Origin of the sequence: Aliiroseovarius sp. YM-037 (genome assembly GCF_048060095.1) — a bacterium.
Taxonomy (GTDB): Bacteria; Pseudomonadota; Alphaproteobacteria; order Rhodobacterales; family Rhodobacteraceae; genus JBLUOA01.
In genome coordinates this window covers 1,043,729-1,059,930 of the sequence record NZ_JBLUOA010000001.1, presented here as the reverse complement: position 1 = coordinate 1,059,930, position 16,202 = coordinate 1,043,729, and the positions used below count along the sequence as shown (strand labels likewise).

The 16,202-nt window shown below is 61.4% G+C and carries 21 protein-coding genes; 11 read left to right on the top strand and 10 right to left on the bottom strand.

What is annotated here, in order from left to right; translation table 11 throughout:
* Genes ACEWPJ_RS05165 through mraZ form a run of 4 tightly spaced genes read right to left on the bottom strand, consistent with a single transcriptional unit; the run spans nucleotide 1 to nucleotide 3,645 of the window.
* Entirely contained in the window at nucleotides 1-1,785 is a 1,785-nt protein-coding gene (locus tag ACEWPJ_RS05165) for a peptidoglycan D,D-transpeptidase FtsI family protein (protein ID WP_416511429.1), read from the bottom strand.
* Nucleotides 1,782-2,135, bottom strand: a complete 354-nt coding sequence (gene ftsL / locus ACEWPJ_RS05160; protein WP_416511427.1) for a cell division protein FtsL — start codon at nucleotides 2,133-2,135, stop codon at nucleotides 1,782-1,784. Before ftsL ends, ACEWPJ_RS05165 begins: the two co-directional genes overlap by 4 nt.
* 1 nt (nucleotide 2,136) lies before the next feature.
* On the bottom strand, nucleotides 2,137-3,141 hold the full coding sequence (gene rsmH / locus ACEWPJ_RS05155) for a 16S rRNA (cytosine(1402)-N(4))-methyltransferase RsmH (protein ID WP_416511425.1): 1,005 nt from the start codon (nucleotides 3,139-3,141) through the stop codon (nucleotides 2,137-2,139).
* 3 nt (nucleotides 3,142-3,144) lie between these two features.
* Nucleotides 3,145-3,645 (bottom strand): division/cell wall cluster transcriptional repressor MraZ, encoded by a 501-nt coding sequence (mraZ, locus tag ACEWPJ_RS05150; RefSeq protein ID WP_416511424.1) that lies wholly within the window; start codon nucleotides 3,643-3,645, stop codon nucleotides 3,145-3,147.
* Between the two features lie 701 nt (nucleotides 3,646-4,346).
* Between mraZ and ACEWPJ_RS05145 the strand changes: the two genes are divergently transcribed.
* Together ACEWPJ_RS05145 and ACEWPJ_RS05140 are read left to right on the top strand one after the other, a co-directional pair.
* Entirely contained in the window at nucleotides 4,347-5,618 is a 1,272-nt protein-coding gene (locus ACEWPJ_RS05145; RefSeq protein WP_416511422.1) for a class I adenylate-forming enzyme family protein, read from the top strand.
* Nucleotides 5,615-6,727 carry a thiolase family protein gene (locus ACEWPJ_RS05140; protein ID WP_416511421.1) on the top strand — a complete coding sequence of 371 codons (1,113 nt, stop codon included), beginning with the start codon at nucleotides 5,615-5,617 and terminating at the stop codon, nucleotides 6,725-6,727. The genes ACEWPJ_RS05145 and ACEWPJ_RS05140 overlap by 4 nt, the downstream gene beginning before the upstream one ends.
* Before the next feature lies 1 nt (nucleotide 6,728).
* On the opposite strand, the gene ACEWPJ_RS05135 is transcribed toward ACEWPJ_RS05140, so the two are convergent.
* The 4 genes from ACEWPJ_RS05135 to ACEWPJ_RS05120 all read right to left on the bottom strand — a co-directional run bounded on the left by ACEWPJ_RS05135 (nucleotide 6,729) and on the right by ACEWPJ_RS05120 (nucleotide 8,935).
* Entirely contained in the window at nucleotides 6,729-7,274 is a 546-nt protein-coding gene (locus ACEWPJ_RS05135) for a biotin transporter BioY (protein WP_416511420.1), read from the bottom strand.
* A 25-nt stretch (nucleotides 7,275-7,299) separates the two neighbouring features.
* Nucleotides 7,300-7,899, bottom strand: coding sequence for an energy-coupling factor transporter transmembrane component T family protein (locus ACEWPJ_RS05130; protein ID WP_416511419.1), 600 nt, complete (start codon nucleotides 7,897-7,899; stop codon nucleotides 7,300-7,302).
* A complete protein-coding gene (locus ACEWPJ_RS05125) occupies nucleotides 7,874-8,560 on the bottom strand; it encodes an energy-coupling factor ABC transporter ATP-binding protein (protein WP_416513003.1) in 687 nt (228 codons plus the stop codon). The genes ACEWPJ_RS05130 and ACEWPJ_RS05125 overlap by 26 nt, the downstream gene beginning before the upstream one ends.
* 135 nt (nucleotides 8,561-8,695) lie before the next feature.
* Complete coding sequence (locus tag ACEWPJ_RS05120) at nucleotides 8,696-8,935, bottom strand: Lrp/AsnC ligand binding domain-containing protein (protein ID WP_416511418.1); 240 nt, start codon at nucleotides 8,933-8,935, stop codon at nucleotides 8,696-8,698.
* 127 nt (nucleotides 8,936-9,062) lie between these two features.
* Between ACEWPJ_RS05120 and hisB the strand changes: the two genes are divergently transcribed.
* Together hisB and hisH are read left to right on the top strand one after the other, a co-directional pair.
* The gene (hisB, locus tag ACEWPJ_RS05115; protein ID WP_416511416.1) at nucleotides 9,063-9,650 is read left to right on the top strand and encodes an imidazoleglycerol-phosphate dehydratase HisB; all 588 of its coding nucleotides are present in this window, start codon (nucleotides 9,063-9,065) and stop codon (nucleotides 9,648-9,650) included.
* A 4-nt stretch (nucleotides 9,651-9,654) separates the two neighbouring features.
* Nucleotides 9,655-10,293, top strand: coding sequence for an imidazole glycerol phosphate synthase subunit HisH (gene hisH / locus ACEWPJ_RS05110; RefSeq protein WP_416511414.1), 639 nt, complete (start codon nucleotides 9,655-9,657; stop codon nucleotides 10,291-10,293).
* 1 nt (nucleotide 10,294) lies between these two features.
* On the opposite strand, the gene ACEWPJ_RS05105 is transcribed toward hisH, so the two are convergent.
* Nucleotides 10,295-10,684: a DUF2147 domain-containing protein gene (locus ACEWPJ_RS05105; protein ID WP_416511412.1), complete on the bottom strand. Its 390-nt coding sequence runs from the start codon at nucleotides 10,682-10,684 to the stop codon at nucleotides 10,295-10,297.
* A 153-nt stretch (nucleotides 10,685-10,837) separates the two neighbouring features.
* Between ACEWPJ_RS05105 and hisA the strand changes: the two genes are divergently transcribed.
* Both hisA and ACEWPJ_RS05095 read left to right on the top strand, forming a co-directional pair.
* Complete coding sequence (gene hisA / locus ACEWPJ_RS05100) at nucleotides 10,838-11,569, top strand: 1-(5-phosphoribosyl)-5-[(5-phosphoribosylamino)methylideneamino]imidazole-4-carboxamide isomerase (RefSeq protein ID WP_416511411.1); 732 nt, start codon at nucleotides 10,838-10,840, stop codon at nucleotides 11,567-11,569.
* Entirely contained in the window at nucleotides 11,566-11,838 is a 273-nt protein-coding gene (locus tag ACEWPJ_RS05095) for a hypothetical protein (protein WP_416511410.1), read from the top strand. Before hisA ends, ACEWPJ_RS05095 begins: the two co-directional genes overlap by 4 nt.
* Nucleotides 11,839-11,841: 3 nt before the next feature.
* Here ACEWPJ_RS05095 and ACEWPJ_RS05090 read toward each other — a convergent pair whose 3' ends face one another.
* Nucleotides 11,842-12,285, bottom strand: a complete 444-nt coding sequence (locus tag ACEWPJ_RS05090; protein ID WP_416511408.1) for a DUF302 domain-containing protein — start codon at nucleotides 12,283-12,285, stop codon at nucleotides 11,842-11,844.
* Between the two features lie 114 nt (nucleotides 12,286-12,399).
* Here ACEWPJ_RS05090 and hisF point away from each other — a divergent pair, with 114 nt between their 5' ends.
* The 5 genes from hisF to ACEWPJ_RS05065 all read left to right on the top strand — a co-directional run bounded on the left by hisF (nucleotide 12,400) and on the right by ACEWPJ_RS05065 (nucleotide 16,201).
* Nucleotides 12,400-13,161 carry an imidazole glycerol phosphate synthase subunit HisF gene (hisF, locus tag ACEWPJ_RS05085; protein ID WP_416511406.1) on the top strand — a complete coding sequence of 254 codons (762 nt, stop codon included), beginning with the start codon at nucleotides 12,400-12,402 and terminating at the stop codon, nucleotides 13,159-13,161.
* Complete coding sequence (locus ACEWPJ_RS05080) at nucleotides 13,158-13,469, top strand: phosphoribosyl-ATP diphosphatase (protein ID WP_416511405.1); 312 nt, start codon at nucleotides 13,158-13,160, stop codon at nucleotides 13,467-13,469. Before hisF ends, ACEWPJ_RS05080 begins: the two co-directional genes overlap by 4 nt.
* Nucleotides 13,470-13,661: 192 nt before the next feature.
* Entirely contained in the window at nucleotides 13,662-14,117 is a 456-nt protein-coding gene (gene msrB / locus ACEWPJ_RS05075; RefSeq protein ID WP_416511403.1) for a peptide-methionine (R)-S-oxide reductase MsrB, read from the top strand.
* Complete coding sequence (gene msrA / locus ACEWPJ_RS05070) at nucleotides 14,114-14,617, top strand: peptide-methionine (S)-S-oxide reductase MsrA (protein WP_416511401.1); 504 nt, start codon at nucleotides 14,114-14,116, stop codon at nucleotides 14,615-14,617. The genes msrB and msrA overlap by 4 nt, the downstream gene beginning before the upstream one ends.
* A 60-nt stretch (nucleotides 14,618-14,677) precedes the next feature.
* Entirely contained in the window at nucleotides 14,678-16,201 is a 1,524-nt protein-coding gene (locus ACEWPJ_RS05065) for a malonate--CoA ligase (protein WP_416511400.1), read from the top strand.
* Nucleotide 16,202: the final 1 nt, after the last annotated feature.

Genomic DNA, 16,202 nt, shown 5'->3' with positions numbered 1-16,202 from the left:
CTAGTTACTGGTGAGTGTTACCCCAGTTGGCGCCACAGGTTCAATCTGTGGTCTGAGGCCAAGCAAAGGTGCGACCCGCCGGATCATCTCGGCCGCGACGGGGACGGCCGTCCAGCCAGCCGTGCGGCGCATTTCGTCGAGCGAGTGGATTTCCGGTTCGTCCAGCGTCACGACCAGCACGTATTTCGGATCGCTCGCCGGAAAGACCGAGGCGAAGGTCGCGATGACCTTGTCGTCATAATACCCGCCACCGTTTTCGCGCGGCTTGTCGGCAGTGCCGGTTTTGCCACCGACCTCGTATCCCGGAACCTCACCAAAGCTGGCCGTGCCGCGCACCACGACCTGCCGCAGCATATCCCGGGCAATGGCGGAGGTTTGAGCGGAGATCACACGTTCACCCATTTGCGGGGCGGTCTGCCGGATCAGCGTCGGCTGAACCCGCGTGCCGCCGTTCAGGATCGACGCATAAGCTGCCGCAAGGTGCATCGGCGTGGCTGACAAACCGTGACCGTAGGAGATCGTCATCGTAGAAATCTCGGACCAGTTCGGCGGCAGCAGAGGCTTGCCGCCGGTCGCTTCGATCATCTCAACCGGGGTTGGTTCGGTAAAGCCGAGCGAGGTCAGGAAATCGCGCTGACGATCGCCGCCGATCATCTGGGCGATCCGCGCGGTGCCGATGTTGGACGACCGCACGATCACATCCGTCACCGACAATTCGTTCCCGTAGTCGTGGAAATCCCTGATCCGGTGACGGCCCCAGCGCAGCGGACCGCGCGTATCGACCATCGTGGACGGGTTGACCAACCGTTCCTCAATCGCTTGCGCGGCGGCGAACAGTTTGAAGGTGGAGCCGAGTTCATAAACGCCCTGCACCGCCCGGTTAAACAGCGGGCTGTCCGACGCATTGCCTTCGGCCAAGGGACGCGGACGGTCGTTCGGATCGAAATCCGGTAAGGAGACGAGCGAGATAATCTCACCGGTATTCACGTCCATCAGCACAGCCGCGGCCCCTTCGGCGTTCATCAGGCGCATACCGCCGTAAAGCACACGCTCCGCCGCGGCCTGGATCGTCATATCAATCGACAGCGAAAGCGGTGCGCCGCCATTGCCGGGGTCGCGCAGATATTCGTCAAAGGTCTTTTCGACGCCAGCGGTGCCGATCACCTCAGCCGACTGCACACCCTCACGGCCGAAGGATGCACCGCCAAGGATGTGGGACGCCAGCCGTCCGTTCGGATAAAGCCGCATTTCACGGGGGCCGAACTGCAACCCCGGCTCTCCAATATCGTGCACGGCCTGCATCTGTTCCGGCGACAGCTTGCGTTTGATCCATATAAAAGTGCGCGCACCGGAAAAGCGGCGTAGCAGGCGTTCTTCGTCAAGATCGGGGAAAATCTTAACCAATTCGCGCGCGGCGCGGGCCTTGTCGACCATGTTGCGGGGTTGCGCATATAGCGAATGGGTTGAGATGTTCGTCGCCAGAATACGCCCGTTCCTGTCGGTAATATCCGCCCGCTGGGCCACAATCGTCGCACCCGACGACGCGTTGCGCGGTTCTTCGGCGGAACTGCCGGAGAGGTGCCCCATCCGCAGGCCAACCACAAGAAACGCGCAGAAAAAGAATATCCCGAGGACAAGCAACCGCCCCTCCGCCCGAACCCGCGCGCGGTCGCGCATGTCTTCGTGGCGCAGGCGGATATTCTCACGCTCAATCGCATCGGGGTTTTCGCCTTTCTGACGCGCCTCAAGAATCCGGGCCAATGGGCGAAGCGGGGTGCGAGTCATTGTGGCTCCTCCAGATCGCCGGAGACTTCGACGGAATCGATGAAGCCGCTCAGCTCGGGTTCCGGCACGGGAAACGCAACCTGATCGACGCGACCGAACTGGTCGGGCATCAGCGGCAACAGCCCCAAGCGGTCAAAGTTGATGTCTGCCAGTTCGCGCAACCGATCCGGGCGGTTGAGGTAGGCCCACTCCGCATTCAGGACGGCCAACGCCTCTCTCTCTCGGGCGATCTGGCTTTGCAACTGCCGGACCTCCTTCGCAACCTTCTGGGTGCGGTAGTTTTCTTGATACGCCCAAAACGCCAGCGCCATGACTGCAAGCGCGGAAATCACATAAAACAAGCTGCGCATGTTACCGGTGTCCCCCTACTAATACTGGTTTCGGCAAACCCAGCCCCGTCCGATCAACCGATCCTGCCGGTGCGTCTGTTCGGATCGCCACGCGAAGTTTCGCGGACCGCGCTCGTGGGTTTTCTGCCAATTCCTGATCGTCCGGGCCGATAGCCTTGCGGATCTTCTGGACGAAACGCGGCTGGTCCTGCTCGGCCTCGGGCGCATAGCGGTTTGGCCGTCCGCCGCCACCGCTACGGGTCTGCAAAAACCGCTTCACCACACGATCTTCCAGCGAATGAAAGCTGACAACGGCCAATTGCCCATCGGGGGCAAGCGCACGTTCTGCGGCCTCTAGCCCAGCGATCAGCTCTCCAAACTCATCGTTAACCGCGATGCGGATGGCCTGAAAGCTGCGCGTGGCCGGATGGCTTTGCCCCGGTTTCTGGTGCGGCAGGCATCCTGCAATGATTTCAGCAAGTTGCAGGGTCGTCTCGACCCGCCCCTCGGTACGCGCCGCAATAATCGCCCGCGCTATTCTGCGCGACGCGCGTTCCTCGCCATAGTGGTAAAGGATGTCGGCAAGCTCCGCCTCGTCCATCTCGTTAACGAGGTCCGCGGCGGTCGGTCCATCCGCCCCCATCCGCATATCAAGCGGACCGTCCTTCATGAAGGAAAACCCCCGCGATGCCTGATCAAGCTGCATCGACGATACCCCAAGGTCGAGAACGACCCCGTCAAGCGGCGCATCCGCATGGTTATCAAGGTCGCTGAACGTGCCCTCAACCAGACGCAGTCGGTCGCCATACGGATCGGCCCACTCTTTCGCCATCGCGAAAACCGTCGGATCGCGGTCCACCCCGATAACCAGCGATGCGCCCGCCTCAAGCAGGCCACGCGCATAGCCGCCGGCGCCGAACGTGCCATCAAGCCAGCGCCCGGTGACAGGCGCGACTGCTTTCAACAAAGGGCGTAGAAGAACCGGAATGTGGGGGGCGGTGTCAGAGGGCAGCTGAGCGGAAGCCATTTGCTACCCCTCTTCTTCGCCGTCCAGATAGATCGATGGGTCGGCCTCCGGGTCGAACTCATCATCGCCTTCCAGATCGGCGTCCATTTCGGTTTCGTAGGTTTCGGGCTTCCAGATCTCGAACGTATCGCCGTTCCCAGCAAAGAACGCCATGTTGTCGAGGTCGATCTTTTCCCGCAGCTTTTGCGGCAGAACAAGGCGGCCAGTGTCATCCACCGAAGTCGGCAAAGATTGCGTGTTATAAAGACGTTGCAGGGCTTTACGTTTCTTGGACCCGCGCGGCATCTTTTCGATCCGGCGTTCGACATCAGCGATTGCGTCCATCGTGAAGCACTCAAGCTGTTTGCGCCGTTCGTCGCCGTAAACAATAACAAGTTCGGGGTTGAGGCCATCTGTCCAGTTCGGGTCGCCAGCTTCCAGAACACGACGAAACGAGGCCGGGATAGACACCCTGCCCTTCGCGTCCACCTTGTGGTGGCTTTCGCCTCTGAACCTGCGAACCACTGCCTGCGGCTCCTCTCTAAACCGTCCCCTAGATGAGGAAACGGCGGGTTGAGCCGCTGCCACTGCTCAACCCGCCGCCCTCGTCCCGTTTCCGGGGTGTCCGACTGCGCGCGCCACCTGGGGGGATGTCTGCTCGCTCGCGCGCCGGATCTCTTCGTTTCGATGAAGCGGGTGCCTGTATGAAACCTGACTTGGGAGATTTTCGGGGTTCTTTTGTTTTGCCCCGTTTTCCCGTCTTCATCTTGGATAAAGGGATGACATGGGAATTCATGGAAATCAACAACTATTTTCGGGAATTATCCACCATATCTGGTTTTTGAGGTGCTTGAAAAACAAGGTATTGTGTCAAAATTCGCTCGATTAGAACCATGAGTGGATATTTGATATAAGTCATGCGCTACATATAGTGGCAGCTTTATTGCCCTAAAAAAGTTCCATGAAATCCCAATCTTTTCTAATATTCACGCTTTCATACCGCTTTTCGCCTAAAAGAAACCCCTGAAAGATATCGCCTGCCCCCGTGAATCGCGACCTGTGACCATGATTCACCACCCGATCGACCACGTGTCCCACGAAATCCCACTGCCGATGATTTGTGCACGGGCAAAGCTCACATCCGCGCAATGAAGGTTGGCAGCGACACCCCGCACACGATATGTGCACCCCATGCAGATGATCGAACAGGCGCAGCGCAGCGAATGATGGACGGGGATACAACCAGATTCCGGTGGCATCGCGCCGCGCACGTGTTCGATGCGCAAGGGGCGGAGGTTCGCGCGCCCGAGCGCACCCAGCCCGGTCGCGGCGTCATCAACATTCCTGAAACGCCGCAGACCGAGGCCTTGCGCAGCCTCTTTCAGGGCGACCAAGCGCTTGACGAGTTCTGCATCACCCGGATGGCGGAGCCTGATACGCAGCACACGCCTCCACCCATCGGGCCTGCCCTGCAATGCCTCAGCTCTGGCACAACCGGCGCGCCGCGTCGGATTCGGCGGACGCAAAGCTCTTGGATCGAGACGTTTGAGGCGAACGGGCAGATGTGGGGCCTGGGGCCTGACGACACGACCGCCCTGCTCGGAGCGCTGTCGCATTCGCTGACGCTCTATGCCGCACTCGAAGCGCTTTGGCTGGGCGCGGACCTGCACCTGCTTTCGGCATTGCGTCCGGATCGGCAGCTCGCGCGGCTCTCCGATGCGGAGGTGACGGCATTTTACGCAACGCCGTCACAGCTTGCCCTGTTTACGACAGTAAAAATCCACCCGGGCGAACCGCGCCTTCAATCCGTGCGCCTTATCTTCGTCGGTGGCGCGCGACTGGAACCATCGCTTCGCGCCGAGGTTCAGGCGCTTTTCCCGATGGCCGAGATTGTCGAATTCTACGGCGCGTCTGAAACCAGCTTCGTGACGGTTGCCGACAAAGCCACCTCGACCGGCTCCGTCGGCCAACCCTACCCCGGCGTTGATCTTGACGTGCGCGATGTTGACGGCAATCCAGTGCCACCCGGCGAAAACGGAGAGCTTTGGGTGCGCAGCCCCTACCTCTTCTCGGACTACATCGGCAGTGATGCGGCCGACACGCGGTGGCAGGATGGGTTCTTGAGCGTCGGAGAGATTGGTTCGATCGATGGAAACGGAAACCTGTTCCTCGCCGGTCGCAAGACCCGGATGGTGACGGTGGCGGATCAGAACGTCTTTCCCGAACAGATCGAAAGCCACCTGATGAACATTCAAGGAATCACACGGGCCGCCGTTTTGCCGCTTCCCGACAAGCTGCGCGGAAACGCCCTGACGGCCTTCGTTCACCTTGAGGATGGCGCGCCGACCCCTGCGGAGATCATATCGAAAGTTCGCGCAGATCTCGGCCCACTCGCGACCCCTCGCTCCATACGCGTGCTTGATGACTGGCCCTGCCTACCGTCGGGCAAAACGGATCTGCAAGCCCTGACCGCGTTGCTGCGGGAGCCTGCCCGATGACCGCCTATGTCGCCGCTGCCCGCCGAACGCCGGTCGCCCCAAGGGACGGCGCGTTCAAAGCGGTTGAACCGCACGACCTCGGCGCTGCGGCGGTGATAGCTTGCCTTGCCGATGCCGGGATTGCCGTTGATGAGGTCGACGAATTGATCGCAGGCAACGCAATCGGTCCCGGCGGTAATCCAGCGCGGGTGACGGCGCTGGCCGCTGGATTGCCGCATCGGGTGGCGGGGCTAAGCGTCGATCGGCAATGCGCCGGGGGGCTTGATGCGCTTCGGATCGCGGCGGCGATGATTGATGCCGGACAGGCTGACATCGTGATCGCAGGGGGCGCCGAAAGCTATTCGCGCAGGCCGATCCGGCACCGCACGTTCGACGACGGGCGCGCGCCTGTCGCATACGACCAGCCGCCCTTCGCACCGGACGCCAATCAAGATCCTGACATGGCCGAGGCTGCGGCGAGACTGGCGGAGCGTCTTGGCATTTCGCGGGCGGATCAGGATGATTGGGCGGTGCGAAGCCATGAAAAGGCGCTCGCCGCACGTGAACAGATGCGCCGGGAAATTGCGCAGGTGCCGAATACCGACCTCGATCACGATCCCTTCACGCGGCGGCTGACCCACCGCGTTGCGGAGCGGGCAGCGCAGATCGTCGGTCCGATCACCAACGCGAATACCGCGGTTGCGGCGGACGGGGCCGCGTTTTGTGCTGTGGTTTCTGAGGGCGTCGCCAAGCGCGTCAATCGCCCCACGTTGCGGATCGTCAGCGGCGCGACGGTGGGCGCGGACCCGGCCTTGCCCGGCCTTGCGCCCGTTGCTGCGATCAAGTCAGCGCTTAGTCAGGCCAAACTGAACCCCACCGACCTGACTGCTGCGGAAATTATGGAAGCCTACGCCGCACAAGCCATCGCTTGCGTGAACGAAACCGGCCTATCGGCAGAAGTTACGAACCTCGGTGGCGGTGCCCTCGCCCGCGGGCACCCTATCGGGGCGTCGGGCGCGGTTCTTGCTGTGCGGCTTTATCACGAGCTGACGAAGCGGGGCGGCAGCGGGCTTGCCGCAATTGCGGCGGCCGGGGGGATTGGGTCTGCATTGGTCATGCAGACCCCCTAGGTCAGGATCGGGACAAAACGCTGTCCGGTCGCGCTTGGGCCAGTGCGGATGTGATCAGACCGGCAATGACCGCCTTGACGATGTCGCCGGGGATGAAGATCGCGACAAGCTTCGCCGCCTCCACGATTGTCTTATCAAGAACGACCGACAATCCGATGATCCCCGGAATGTAAAGCGCGACCACCCCGCCAAGCAGCGCCCCAACTATGGCCACCCACAACAAAGCACCGCCGCGCCATGTTTCGACGATCCAGCCTGCGACAAAGGCCGCAATCGGGAATCCGATGACGAAGCCGACGGTCGGAGATTGAAAAACTCCAAGCCCACCGCGCCCGCCGGACAACAGGGGCAGCCCAAGCGCGACCAAAAGAACGAACAGACCAACGGCCAGCGCCCCGCGTTTTGCACCCAAAACGGTTCCGCACAGCATGACACCAAGACTTTGCGCCGTAATCGGCACGCCAAAGGCCAGTGTAATTTGCGGAATCAGCCCGAGCGCCGCGATCAGCGCAGCGAAAAGCGCAATCAGCACGAGGTTCTTTTCCATGGTCCTAGTTTCTCCTATTCAGATTTCAGCGCACACCACCACGGGCACGCAAGGCGTCCGCGACGTGGTCGGCATCATCTATCGCGAGCAAGGCCAATGGTGCAACCACGCGCCAGCCCGGACGGCGCGGCGACCGGCTGCGCCATGCCTCGACCAGAAGGCCGCCCTTTCGCGCCAGTTCCGGCGTAAAGCGGACGACCAGCGCGATGGCGAGTTCGACGGCTTGGGTCTTTATTCCAAGGCGTCTGAGAGGGGTCAGCACCCAGCGCAGCACGGCGATGATATCCTGAAGGCGCGTCGTCATCGTGACGAGATTGGCAAATCCGAATGCGGCAGTCAGCCGCAGCGCGATCTGTGCTCCTGCCTCAGGCGTGCCAGTCACGAAATGCCAAACAGCGATGATTAGCATAAACGGCCAAAGGGGGCGCAGATAGCGCAACCCGGCCACCGCGAAATCCAGCCCACCAGCAAGATACAGCGCGACGACAAGGCCCAGCGCCCCAAGATGCGCCCCAATGCTTTCCATCTGAAAGATAACGACCGTAAACACGCACAGCGCGATCAGTTTCAATCCCGCCGGCACGCGGTGAAATATAGTCTCAATCGGTGAGGTCAGAGAGATCATCAATCGCCTCCATCCGTTGCGTGAACGCGGGCAGGACCGTTTCGGCGGGGCCGTCCATCTGGATCAGCCCGCCCTCAAGCCACAGCACCCGGTCATAGTCCGCCAACGTGTCCGGATCGTGGGTGATGTGGACGATCTGCTGGTCCAGGCCCGCCAGATACCGGTTCAGTGCCGCGGTTGTTGGAATGTCCAGCCCCGCGAAGGGTTCATCCAGCACGATCATCTTTGGTGACATGACCAAAACGGCCATAAGGCAGACAAGATGGCGCTGCCCTTGCGACAAGGTGTGAATCGCGCGGTCTTCCCAATGACGCTTCCCGAACCGTTCTAACACCGACTGCGCGCCGGTCCGCGCGTCGGCTTTGCGGTGGCCAAGTTGGGCGAGGCCAAAGCCGATTTCTTCGGCCACGGTCGGGAAAATAATCTGGTGATCGGGGTTCTGAAACAGGATGCCGATTTCCGTAATCGCGCGTTTGCGGTCGCGGATCATATCGGTGCCACCGACATGCACCGTGCCGGAGTCGGGCGCGATCAGGCCGCAGAGGACGCGGGCGAACGTCGATTTACCGGAACCGTTGCGCCCGACGACACCGATCCGATGCTCCGCCAGTTTCAAATGGCTGATCGACAGGATGTCGCGCGACTCCCGCACGACGCGCACATCGGACAAGACGGCGCCCGTGGTGGGTATTTCTGTCTGCGGTTTTGGCACCATTAGCTGCACGTCGCGCTCCGGTTGATACGATTGTTTGCGCGTTCTTACGTTGGTGCGGGCCGAAGGAAAAGGGGTGTGCCCTCAGAATGCCTTGAAGGTCAGCGTGGTCAATGACCGGTCGATCCCGTCGATATCCAGTAGGCAGTCATTGATGTATTTGCCGACATCCTTCCCTTCGGGGATGTAAATCTTGAGGATCAGATCGAAATCACCGCTTGTCGAATAAAGCTCCGAATGGATTTCGCGCAGAATTATCTCATCCGCGACTTTGTAGGTGTGTCCGGGACGGCAGCGCAGTTGCACGAATACGAGGGTGGTCATGGGGCTCTCCGATCATCTGACTTGCTAGGATTGGCACAGATGCCGCACCTGCGACAACCGTGAACTGCGCCGCTTGGCATCGCAGACGGCGCGGCCTATACCACGAGGCGACAATACGGAGATGGCCATGCGAACGGCAACGATCACGCGCAAAACGGCAGAGACCGACATTTCCGTCGAGCTTTCGCTTGATGGAACAGGCAGCTACGACAACCAGACCGGCGTCGGGTTTTTTGACCATATGCTGGACCAGTTGGCGCGCCATTCGCTGATCGACATGACGATCAAGGCCGAGGGTGATCTGCACATCGACGATCACCACACCGTCGAAGACGTCGGGATAGCCATCGGTCAGGCTCTGACAGAGGCGCTTGGCGATAAACGCGGGATTCGGCGTTACGGCGCTTGCCACTTGCCGATGGATGACGCGCAGGTTCGCGCGGCACTTGACCTTAGCGGGCGGCCCTTCCTTGTCTGGAACGTCGATATGCCGACGGCCAAGATAGGAACCTTCGACACCGAACTGGTGCGGGAGTTCTTTCAGGCGCTCGCAACGCATGGCGGGATTACCCTGCATGTCGACCGCCTGCACGGCTTCAACAGTCACCACATTGCCGAGGCCGCGTTCAAGGCCGTCGCCCGCGCCCTGCGCGACGCGGTAGAGGTCGACCCCCGCAAGGGCGATGCGATCCCATCGACCAAAGGGGCGCTTTAGGCCCGTGCTGACCGCGATCATTGACTACGGATCGGGTAACCTCCACTCCGCCGAAAAAGCCTTTCAACGCATGTCGCGGGAGGTTGAGGCGGGCGACGTGGTTGTCACATCAGACCCCGAGGTTATCGCCTCTGCCGACCGGCTTGTCCTGCCGGGCGACGGGGCGTTCCCGGCCTGCCGGAAAGAATTGTTCGACAGCACCGGAATCTTTCATGCGATGGAAGATGCGGTCGTCACCAATGGCCGCCCGTTCCTTGGTATCTGCGTCGGGATGCAGCTTATGGCAAGCTGGGGGCGGGAGTATGAGGATACCCCCGGCCTTGATTGGATCAAAGGTGAGGTAGTTGAGATTACGCCAAATGATCCCGCGCTGAAGGTGCCGCATATGGGCTGGAACGATCTGGTGTTTGACGGCTCCCATCAGGTTTTGGAGGGCGTCGCGTCAGGGCAGCACGCCTATTTCGTTCACAGCTATCACTTCAAGGTCGAGCAGTCCGCCGACCTGTTGGCCCATGTCGACTATGGCGGCGACATCACCGCGATCATCGCCCGCGCCAACATGATCGGGATGCAGTTCCATCCTGAGAAAAGCCAGGACACCGGCCTGCGCCTGATCGCGAACTTCCTACGATGGACGCCCTAACTTAGTTCGCGCGGGTCCACGTTCCGCCGTCGCGACAAATCCCGATCACACAACCGGACACAGACAGCCGGTCCCCATTTAGTTGCAAGCGCGAGTTATACGTCTTGTCCCGATCCGGCGAATAGACCTTGCCGCGGTACAGCCCGTTACCGCGTGGCGTCGTTGCCGAAATGATCTGGCGTCCAATATTCGGCGTCTGAATCTCGGCACCGCTGCTGTCGAACGCTTTGACGAGCGTGCCGCAGAGCGCACCGCCACAGGGCGCAACTTCGATCAATCCCGAATGCCCGTTGTCATCCGCTGCGGTGCGCCACATCCCTTCTAGTGGGTCGGCCAGCGCGGGCGATGCAAAGCCGATGGCAAGCGCCGCGATCATCGCAAGTCGTTTCATTTGGTATCCTCCCTAGGTTAACGAGCATTGTGAAAGCCTCGCCCCCGGTCTGGCAAGTGTGACGTTGGGTCGGGCGCTGCCCCGGTGCGGGGCTTTGCATTCGCGGTTTCTTGGTGCAAAAGGGCGCCGACACTCAGCATAGGAACCCCTGCGATGATCCTCTACCCCGCCATTGACCTGAAAGACGGCAACTGCGTGCGCCTTTACAAAGGCGAAATGGATCAGGCCACCGTGTTCAACGACAACCCAGCGGCACAAGCCCGCGCGTTTCAGGATGCAGGCTGCGAATGGCTACACCTCGTCGATCTTAACGGCGCCTTCGCGGGGGAACCTGTGAACGGCGCGGCGGTTGAGGCGATCTTGGCCCAAACCAACGTCCCCGCGCAGCTTGGCGGCGGTATCCGCGACATGAAAACCATCGAAACCTGGCTGAACAGGGGGCTTGCCCGCGTGATCCTTGGCACGGTCGCCGTCGAAGAACCCGATCTGGTCCGAACTGCGGCAAAGGCATTCCCCGGTCAGGTCGCCGTCGGCCTTGACGCCCGCAACGGCCTTGTCGCCACGCGCGGCTGGGCAGAGGAAACCGATATCCACGTCACCGACCTCGCCCGGAGCTTTGAGGACGCGGGCGTTGCCGCGATCATCTATACCGACATCGACCGGGATGGCGCGATGCAGGGGCCAAACGTCGCCGCCACCGCCGCGCTTGCAAATGCAGTTTCGATCCCGGTGATCGCGTCGGGAGGAGTCTCGTCCCTAGACGATCTGCGCGCCCTCAAATCCTGCGGTGCGCCGCTCGATGGGGCGATCTCGGGCCGCGCGCTTTATGACGGGGCGATTGACCTTGGCGAAGCGCTTGCGCTGTTGAAGGCACCGGCCGCGTGACACAGGGCACGCTCCTCTGGCTCGCCGCGTTGCTGATTGCGATTGGGGCGCTACCCTTCCTGTCGGTCGGCATCGCCAGCGTGATACTTTGGGCCAACGGCTGTATGGGGCCAGACGGCTTGGTTCCATGCGCGCTTTACGATGACGACAGCAGCGGCGTGCTCGCCAACATGCTGCTGGCCGGATGGTATGCGATTATCTCGATCCCGATCGGTCTGATCGGGATCGTCCTTCTGATCTTTGCTGTGGCCAAACGACCCGCAGATTAGCCGCTACTGCGCTTTCGTCACAAAGTTGTTGAGCGCCCCGGCCATCTTGCCCAAATACTCCGCATCACCCGAAATCCCATCAAGGTCATCAAGCGTCTCTTCCGGCGTTTCATAGGCCATCCAGACCTGCCCATCCGTGTCTTCGTAGACAAGGATTTTCAGCGGCAGGTGAAGCCCGGCCAGCCGGTTGTCCATGATCGCAGGCGTCCCAATCGCCGGATTGCCAAAGATCAGCAGCTCGGACGCGCCGACATCGCTCCCGATACTCTCCGCCCCTGCGCCGTGGTTCACGCGGGCAAACACCGTGGCACCGGCGCCGGTGATCGTTTCGACAAGCGCATCGGTCGCCTCGGCCACGGTCTTCTCGGTCTCCGTCCGAACGATATCGTCGGCCAGCGCGGGTGTTGCGATCAGCAGGGCCGCAAGGGGGGCTATCAGGTTTTTCATCGGTTTTCCTCTCTCGGTGGGTTGCCGTTATGTGGGCAGTAGACCACGGACCCTCTGGCCTTGACAGCCAATCCGACCTAAAACCCGCTCAAACTTTGTTGAAGAGGCGAAGACTTGCTCAAAACCCGGATCATTCCCTGCCTCGACGTGGCCGATGGACGCGTAGTGAAAGGTGTGAACTTTGTCGATCTGCGCGATGCGGGCGACCCGGTCGATGCCGCCCGCGCCTATGACGCCGCCGGCGCGGATGAGCTTTGCTTTCTCGACATCCACGCGACCCACGAAAACCGCGGCACGATGTTCGATGTCGTCACCCGTACGGCCGAGGAATGCTTCATCCCCCTGACCGTTGGCGGCGGTGTGCGAACGGCCGCTGACGTGCGCGATCTGCTACTTGCCGGGGCCGACAAGGTCAGCTTCAACTCCGCCGCCGTCGCCGACCCCGATGTCGTGACCCGCGCCGCAGACCAATTTGGCAGCCAGTGCATCGTGGTCGCCATCGACGCCAAGACGGTCAGCCCTGGCAAATGGGAAATCTTCACCCACGGCGGGCGCAAGTCAACGGGCATCGACGCGGTCGACTTCGCCCGCACAGTCGCGGCCAAGGGGGCCGGAGAAATCCTGCTGACCTCAATGGATCGCGACGGCACCCGCGCCGGGTTCAACCTGCCCCTGACGCGCGCCATCGCTGAAGCGGTGTCGGTGCCGGTGATTGCATCAGGCGGCGTCGGCACACTCGACCATCTGGTCGAAGGCGTCACCAAGGGCGGCGCGTCCGCTGTGCTCGCCGCGTCGATCTTCCATTTCGGTGAATTCACCATCCGCGAGGCCAAGGATCACATGGCCGCCGCCGGCATCCCGATGAGGTTCGCATGACAACGCTCGAAACGCTCGCCGCCACCATCGCAGCCCGAAAGGGCGCCGACCCTGATACATCCTGGACCGCAAAACTGCTGTCCAGCGGCCCGGAAAAATGCGCCGAGAAATTCGGTGAAGAGGCGGTTGAAGCGATCATCGCCGCCGTCAAGGGCGACCGCGACAACCTGACCGCTGAGGCCGCCGATGTGCTCTACCACCTGCTTGTCATGCTGACGGCCTGTGACGTATCGCTTGACGATGTCCTGGCGGAACTCGCCCGCCGCGAAGGCACATCCGGCATCGCGGAAAAGGCCGCGCGCCCCTGACCGTTTCATCTTGCCAAAAATACTCATGCACCCCGACAGACGCCAATCCCCGCCCGTCGGCGGAGGCATTAAACACCCCTGATTCTCACGACAAATTGTGCCAAGGTAACAAACGTGGAAAACGCCACGCGCGCACCCCACATACCTGCTGGCCCAATGACTCTCGGGCACCTGAAACGGAGGATCACCTGAATGACGCGATACAAAAAAAGCCCCGACGCCATCGCCCGCCTGACCCCCGAACAGTTCCGCGTGACCCAGCAAAACGGCACCGAACGCCCGTTCTCCGGCGATTTCGATGGCCATAAAGAGGTTGGGCTGTATGTCGATATCGTCTCGGGCGAACCGCTGTTCACCTCGATGGATAAATTCGACAGCGGCTGCGGCTGGCCGAGCTTCACAAAGCCCGTCCAAGATGACCACGTTAACGAACTCAGCGACCAGACCCACGGGATGATCCGGACCGAGGTGCGCTCAGCCCACGGGGACAGCCATCTTGGGCATGTGTTTCCTGACGGGCCCGCCGATCGGGGCGGGCTGCGGTATTGCATCAACTCTGCCTCGCTCCGCTTTGTCCCCGTCGACGAGTTGGAGGCTGAGGGATACGGCGACTACGCCCATTTGTTTCAAACGGAGGAAAGCCAATGACCACTGAACGCGCTGTTCTTGCCGGGGGCTGTTTCTGGGGAATGCAGGACTTGATCCGCAAGATGCCGGGCGTGATCGACACGCGCGTCGGCTATACCGGCGGCGACATCCCCAACGCGACCTATCGCAACCACGGCACCCACGCCGAGGGGATTGAGATTACCTTTGACCCAAACACGATCAGCTATCGCAAGCTGCTGGAATTCTTCTTTCAGATCCACGATCCGACTACCAAAGATCGGCAGGGAAATGATCGCGGCATGTCCTACCGTTCAGCGATTTACTACGTGGACGAGGACCAGAAAGCGGTGGCCGAAGATACGATTGCCGACGTCAACGCGTCTGGCCTCTGGCCCGGTCCGGTTGTGACCGAACTCGAACCCGTTGGCGATTTCTGGGAGGCGGAGCCAGAGCATCAGGATTATCTGGAGCGTGTTCCTAACGGCTATACCTGCCATTTCGTGCGACCCGATTGGGTGCTGCAAAAACGCGCAGGATAGCGGATTGACCTTGCCCTTCGCGCTGGCTACGCCTTCCGGCAAACCAGTGCGGAGGGCGTTATGTATCAGGCGAACCATCTGGCCGAACGGCTGTGCGCGGCGAGCATCGGGCGCGACGATGCGCTGTTCCTGACCCACGCCACGACAGGCAAAACCACCAGCTACGGCGCCTTCTTCGGCAACGCCGAACGGATGGCCGCCGCCCTGTCGCGGGCCGGTGTCCAGCCCGGCGACCGCGTTGCCGTGCAAGCCCCAAAAACCGTGGAAATGTTGGAGCTTTACGTCGGCTGCGTCCTGTCCGGTGCGGTGTTTCTGCCGCTGAACCCGGCCTATACCCCCGCCGAGATCAGCTATTTCCTTGGCAACGCATCCCCCACCCTGTTCGTCTGCGATCCGGCAAATTTCGATGCACTGACCCCGATCGCGAATGATTGCGCGGTCGCGCATATCTGGACCCTCGGCCCCGACGGAACAGGGAGCTTGGCCGATGCACGCGACGCCGAAGCGCCAGGATTTCAGGCGGTCGCGCGGGCGGAAGATGACCTTGCCGCTATCCTTTACACTTCAGGCACCACGGGGCGGTCCAAGGGTGCAATGCTGACGCACCGGGCGCTTGCCTCGAACTCTGAAACTCTGCGGGATGTGTGGCGGTTCACCGCAGATGACACCTTGATCCACGCCCTGCCGATCTTTCACACCCATGGGCTGTTCGTCGCGACCAACATCACCCTGATGGCCGGGGCTGCGATGATTTTCATGCCGCAATTTGACGCCGATCAGGTTCGTGACGCAATGCCAAGCGCGACCGCGCTGATGGGCGTGCCGACGTTCTATACACGGCTGCTGCAAACCGATGGGCTGGCCGAGGCGGCCCGCAATATGCGGCTGTTCGTGTCCGGCTCTGCCCCTCTTCTCGCGGAAACCCACGACCAATGGCGCGCGGTCACGGGCCACGCGATCCTCGAACGCTACGGCATGACCGAAACCAATATGAACACGTCGAACCCTTATGACGGCGACCGCCGCGCCGGAACGGTTGGCTTTCCGCTGCCGGGGGTGGAGCTGAAAATCTGCGATCCCGACACCGGCGCAGACCTTCCCCGCGGGGATATCGGCGTGCTTGAGGTGCGCGGGCCGAACGTCTTTGCGGGCTATTGGCAGATGCCGGAAAAAACGGCGGAGGAGTTGCGGGAGGACGGATTCTTCATCACCGGTGATCTGGGTCGGATTGATGCCGATGGCTATGTCCACATCGTTGGGCGGGCGAAAGACTTGATCATAAGCGGCGGCCTGAACGTCTATCCGAAAGAGGTCGAGGCGCTGATCGATCAGGTGCCCGGCGTGGTGGAAACGGCGGTGATCGGCGTGCCGCACCCCGATTTCGGAGAAGCCGTGGTTGCCGTCGTCGTGCCTGACGGGGCAGCACCCGTCGATGAGGGCGCGATCAATGCGGCCTGTGAACGCGACCTTGCAAATTTCAAGCGACCGAAGGCGGTGCAGCTTGTCGATACCCTGCCCCGAAATACGATGGGCAAAGTGCAAAAGGCTGGTCTTAGAAAGACTTACGCAGATTTGTTCACCTGAT

Bases quoted from the DNA above. Each gene is read 5' to 3' on its own strand.
- ACEWPJ_RS05135 (WP_416511420.1), bottom strand. From the start codon at position 7,274: ATGGAAAAGAACCTCGTGCTGATTGCGCTTTTCGCTGCGCTGATCGCG.
- ftsL (WP_416511427.1), bottom strand. From the start codon at position 2,135: ATGCGCAGCTTGTTTTATGTGATTTCCGCGCTTGCAGTCATGGCGCTG.
- ACEWPJ_RS05080 (WP_416511405.1), top strand. From the start codon at position 13,158: ATGACAACGCTCGAAACGCTCGCCGCCACCATCGCAGCCCGAAAGGGC.
- ACEWPJ_RS05130 (WP_416511419.1), bottom strand. From the start codon at position 7,899: ATGATCTCTCTGACCTCACCGATTGAGACTATATTTCACCGCGTGCCG.
- msrB (WP_416511403.1), top strand. From the start codon at position 13,662: ATGACGCGATACAAAAAAAGCCCCGACGCCATCGCCCGCCTGACCCCC.
- hisA (WP_416511411.1), top strand. From the start codon at position 10,838: ATGATCCTCTACCCCGCCATTGACCTGAAAGACGGCAACTGCGTGCGC.
- ACEWPJ_RS05090 (WP_416511408.1), bottom strand. From the start codon at position 12,285: ATGAAAAACCTGATAGCCCCCCTTGCGGCCCTGCTGATCGCAACACCC.
- ACEWPJ_RS05120 (WP_416511418.1), bottom strand. From the start codon at position 8,935: ATGACCACCCTCGTATTCGTGCAACTGCGCTGCCGTCCCGGACACACC.
- ACEWPJ_RS05065 (WP_416511400.1), top strand. From the start codon at position 14,678: ATGTATCAGGCGAACCATCTGGCCGAACGGCTGTGCGCGGCGAGCATC.
- ACEWPJ_RS05105 (WP_416511412.1), bottom strand. From the start codon at position 10,684: ATGAAACGACTTGCGATGATCGCGGCGCTTGCCATCGGCTTTGCATCG.
- rsmH (WP_416511425.1), bottom strand. From the start codon at position 3,141: ATGGCTTCCGCTCAGCTGCCCTCTGACACCGCCCCCCACATTCCGGTT.
- ACEWPJ_RS05145 (WP_416511422.1), top strand. From the start codon at position 4,347: ATGGACGGGGATACAACCAGATTCCGGTGGCATCGCGCCGCGCACGTG.
- ACEWPJ_RS05140 (WP_416511421.1), top strand. From the start codon at position 5,615: ATGACCGCCTATGTCGCCGCTGCCCGCCGAACGCCGGTCGCCCCAAGG.
- ACEWPJ_RS05165 (WP_416511429.1), bottom strand. From the start codon at position 1,785: ATGACTCGCACCCCGCTTCGCCCATTGGCCCGGATTCTTGAGGCGCGT.
- hisB (WP_416511416.1), top strand. From the start codon at position 9,063: ATGCGAACGGCAACGATCACGCGCAAAACGGCAGAGACCGACATTTCC.
- msrA (WP_416511401.1), top strand. From the start codon at position 14,114: ATGACCACTGAACGCGCTGTTCTTGCCGGGGGCTGTTTCTGGGGAATG.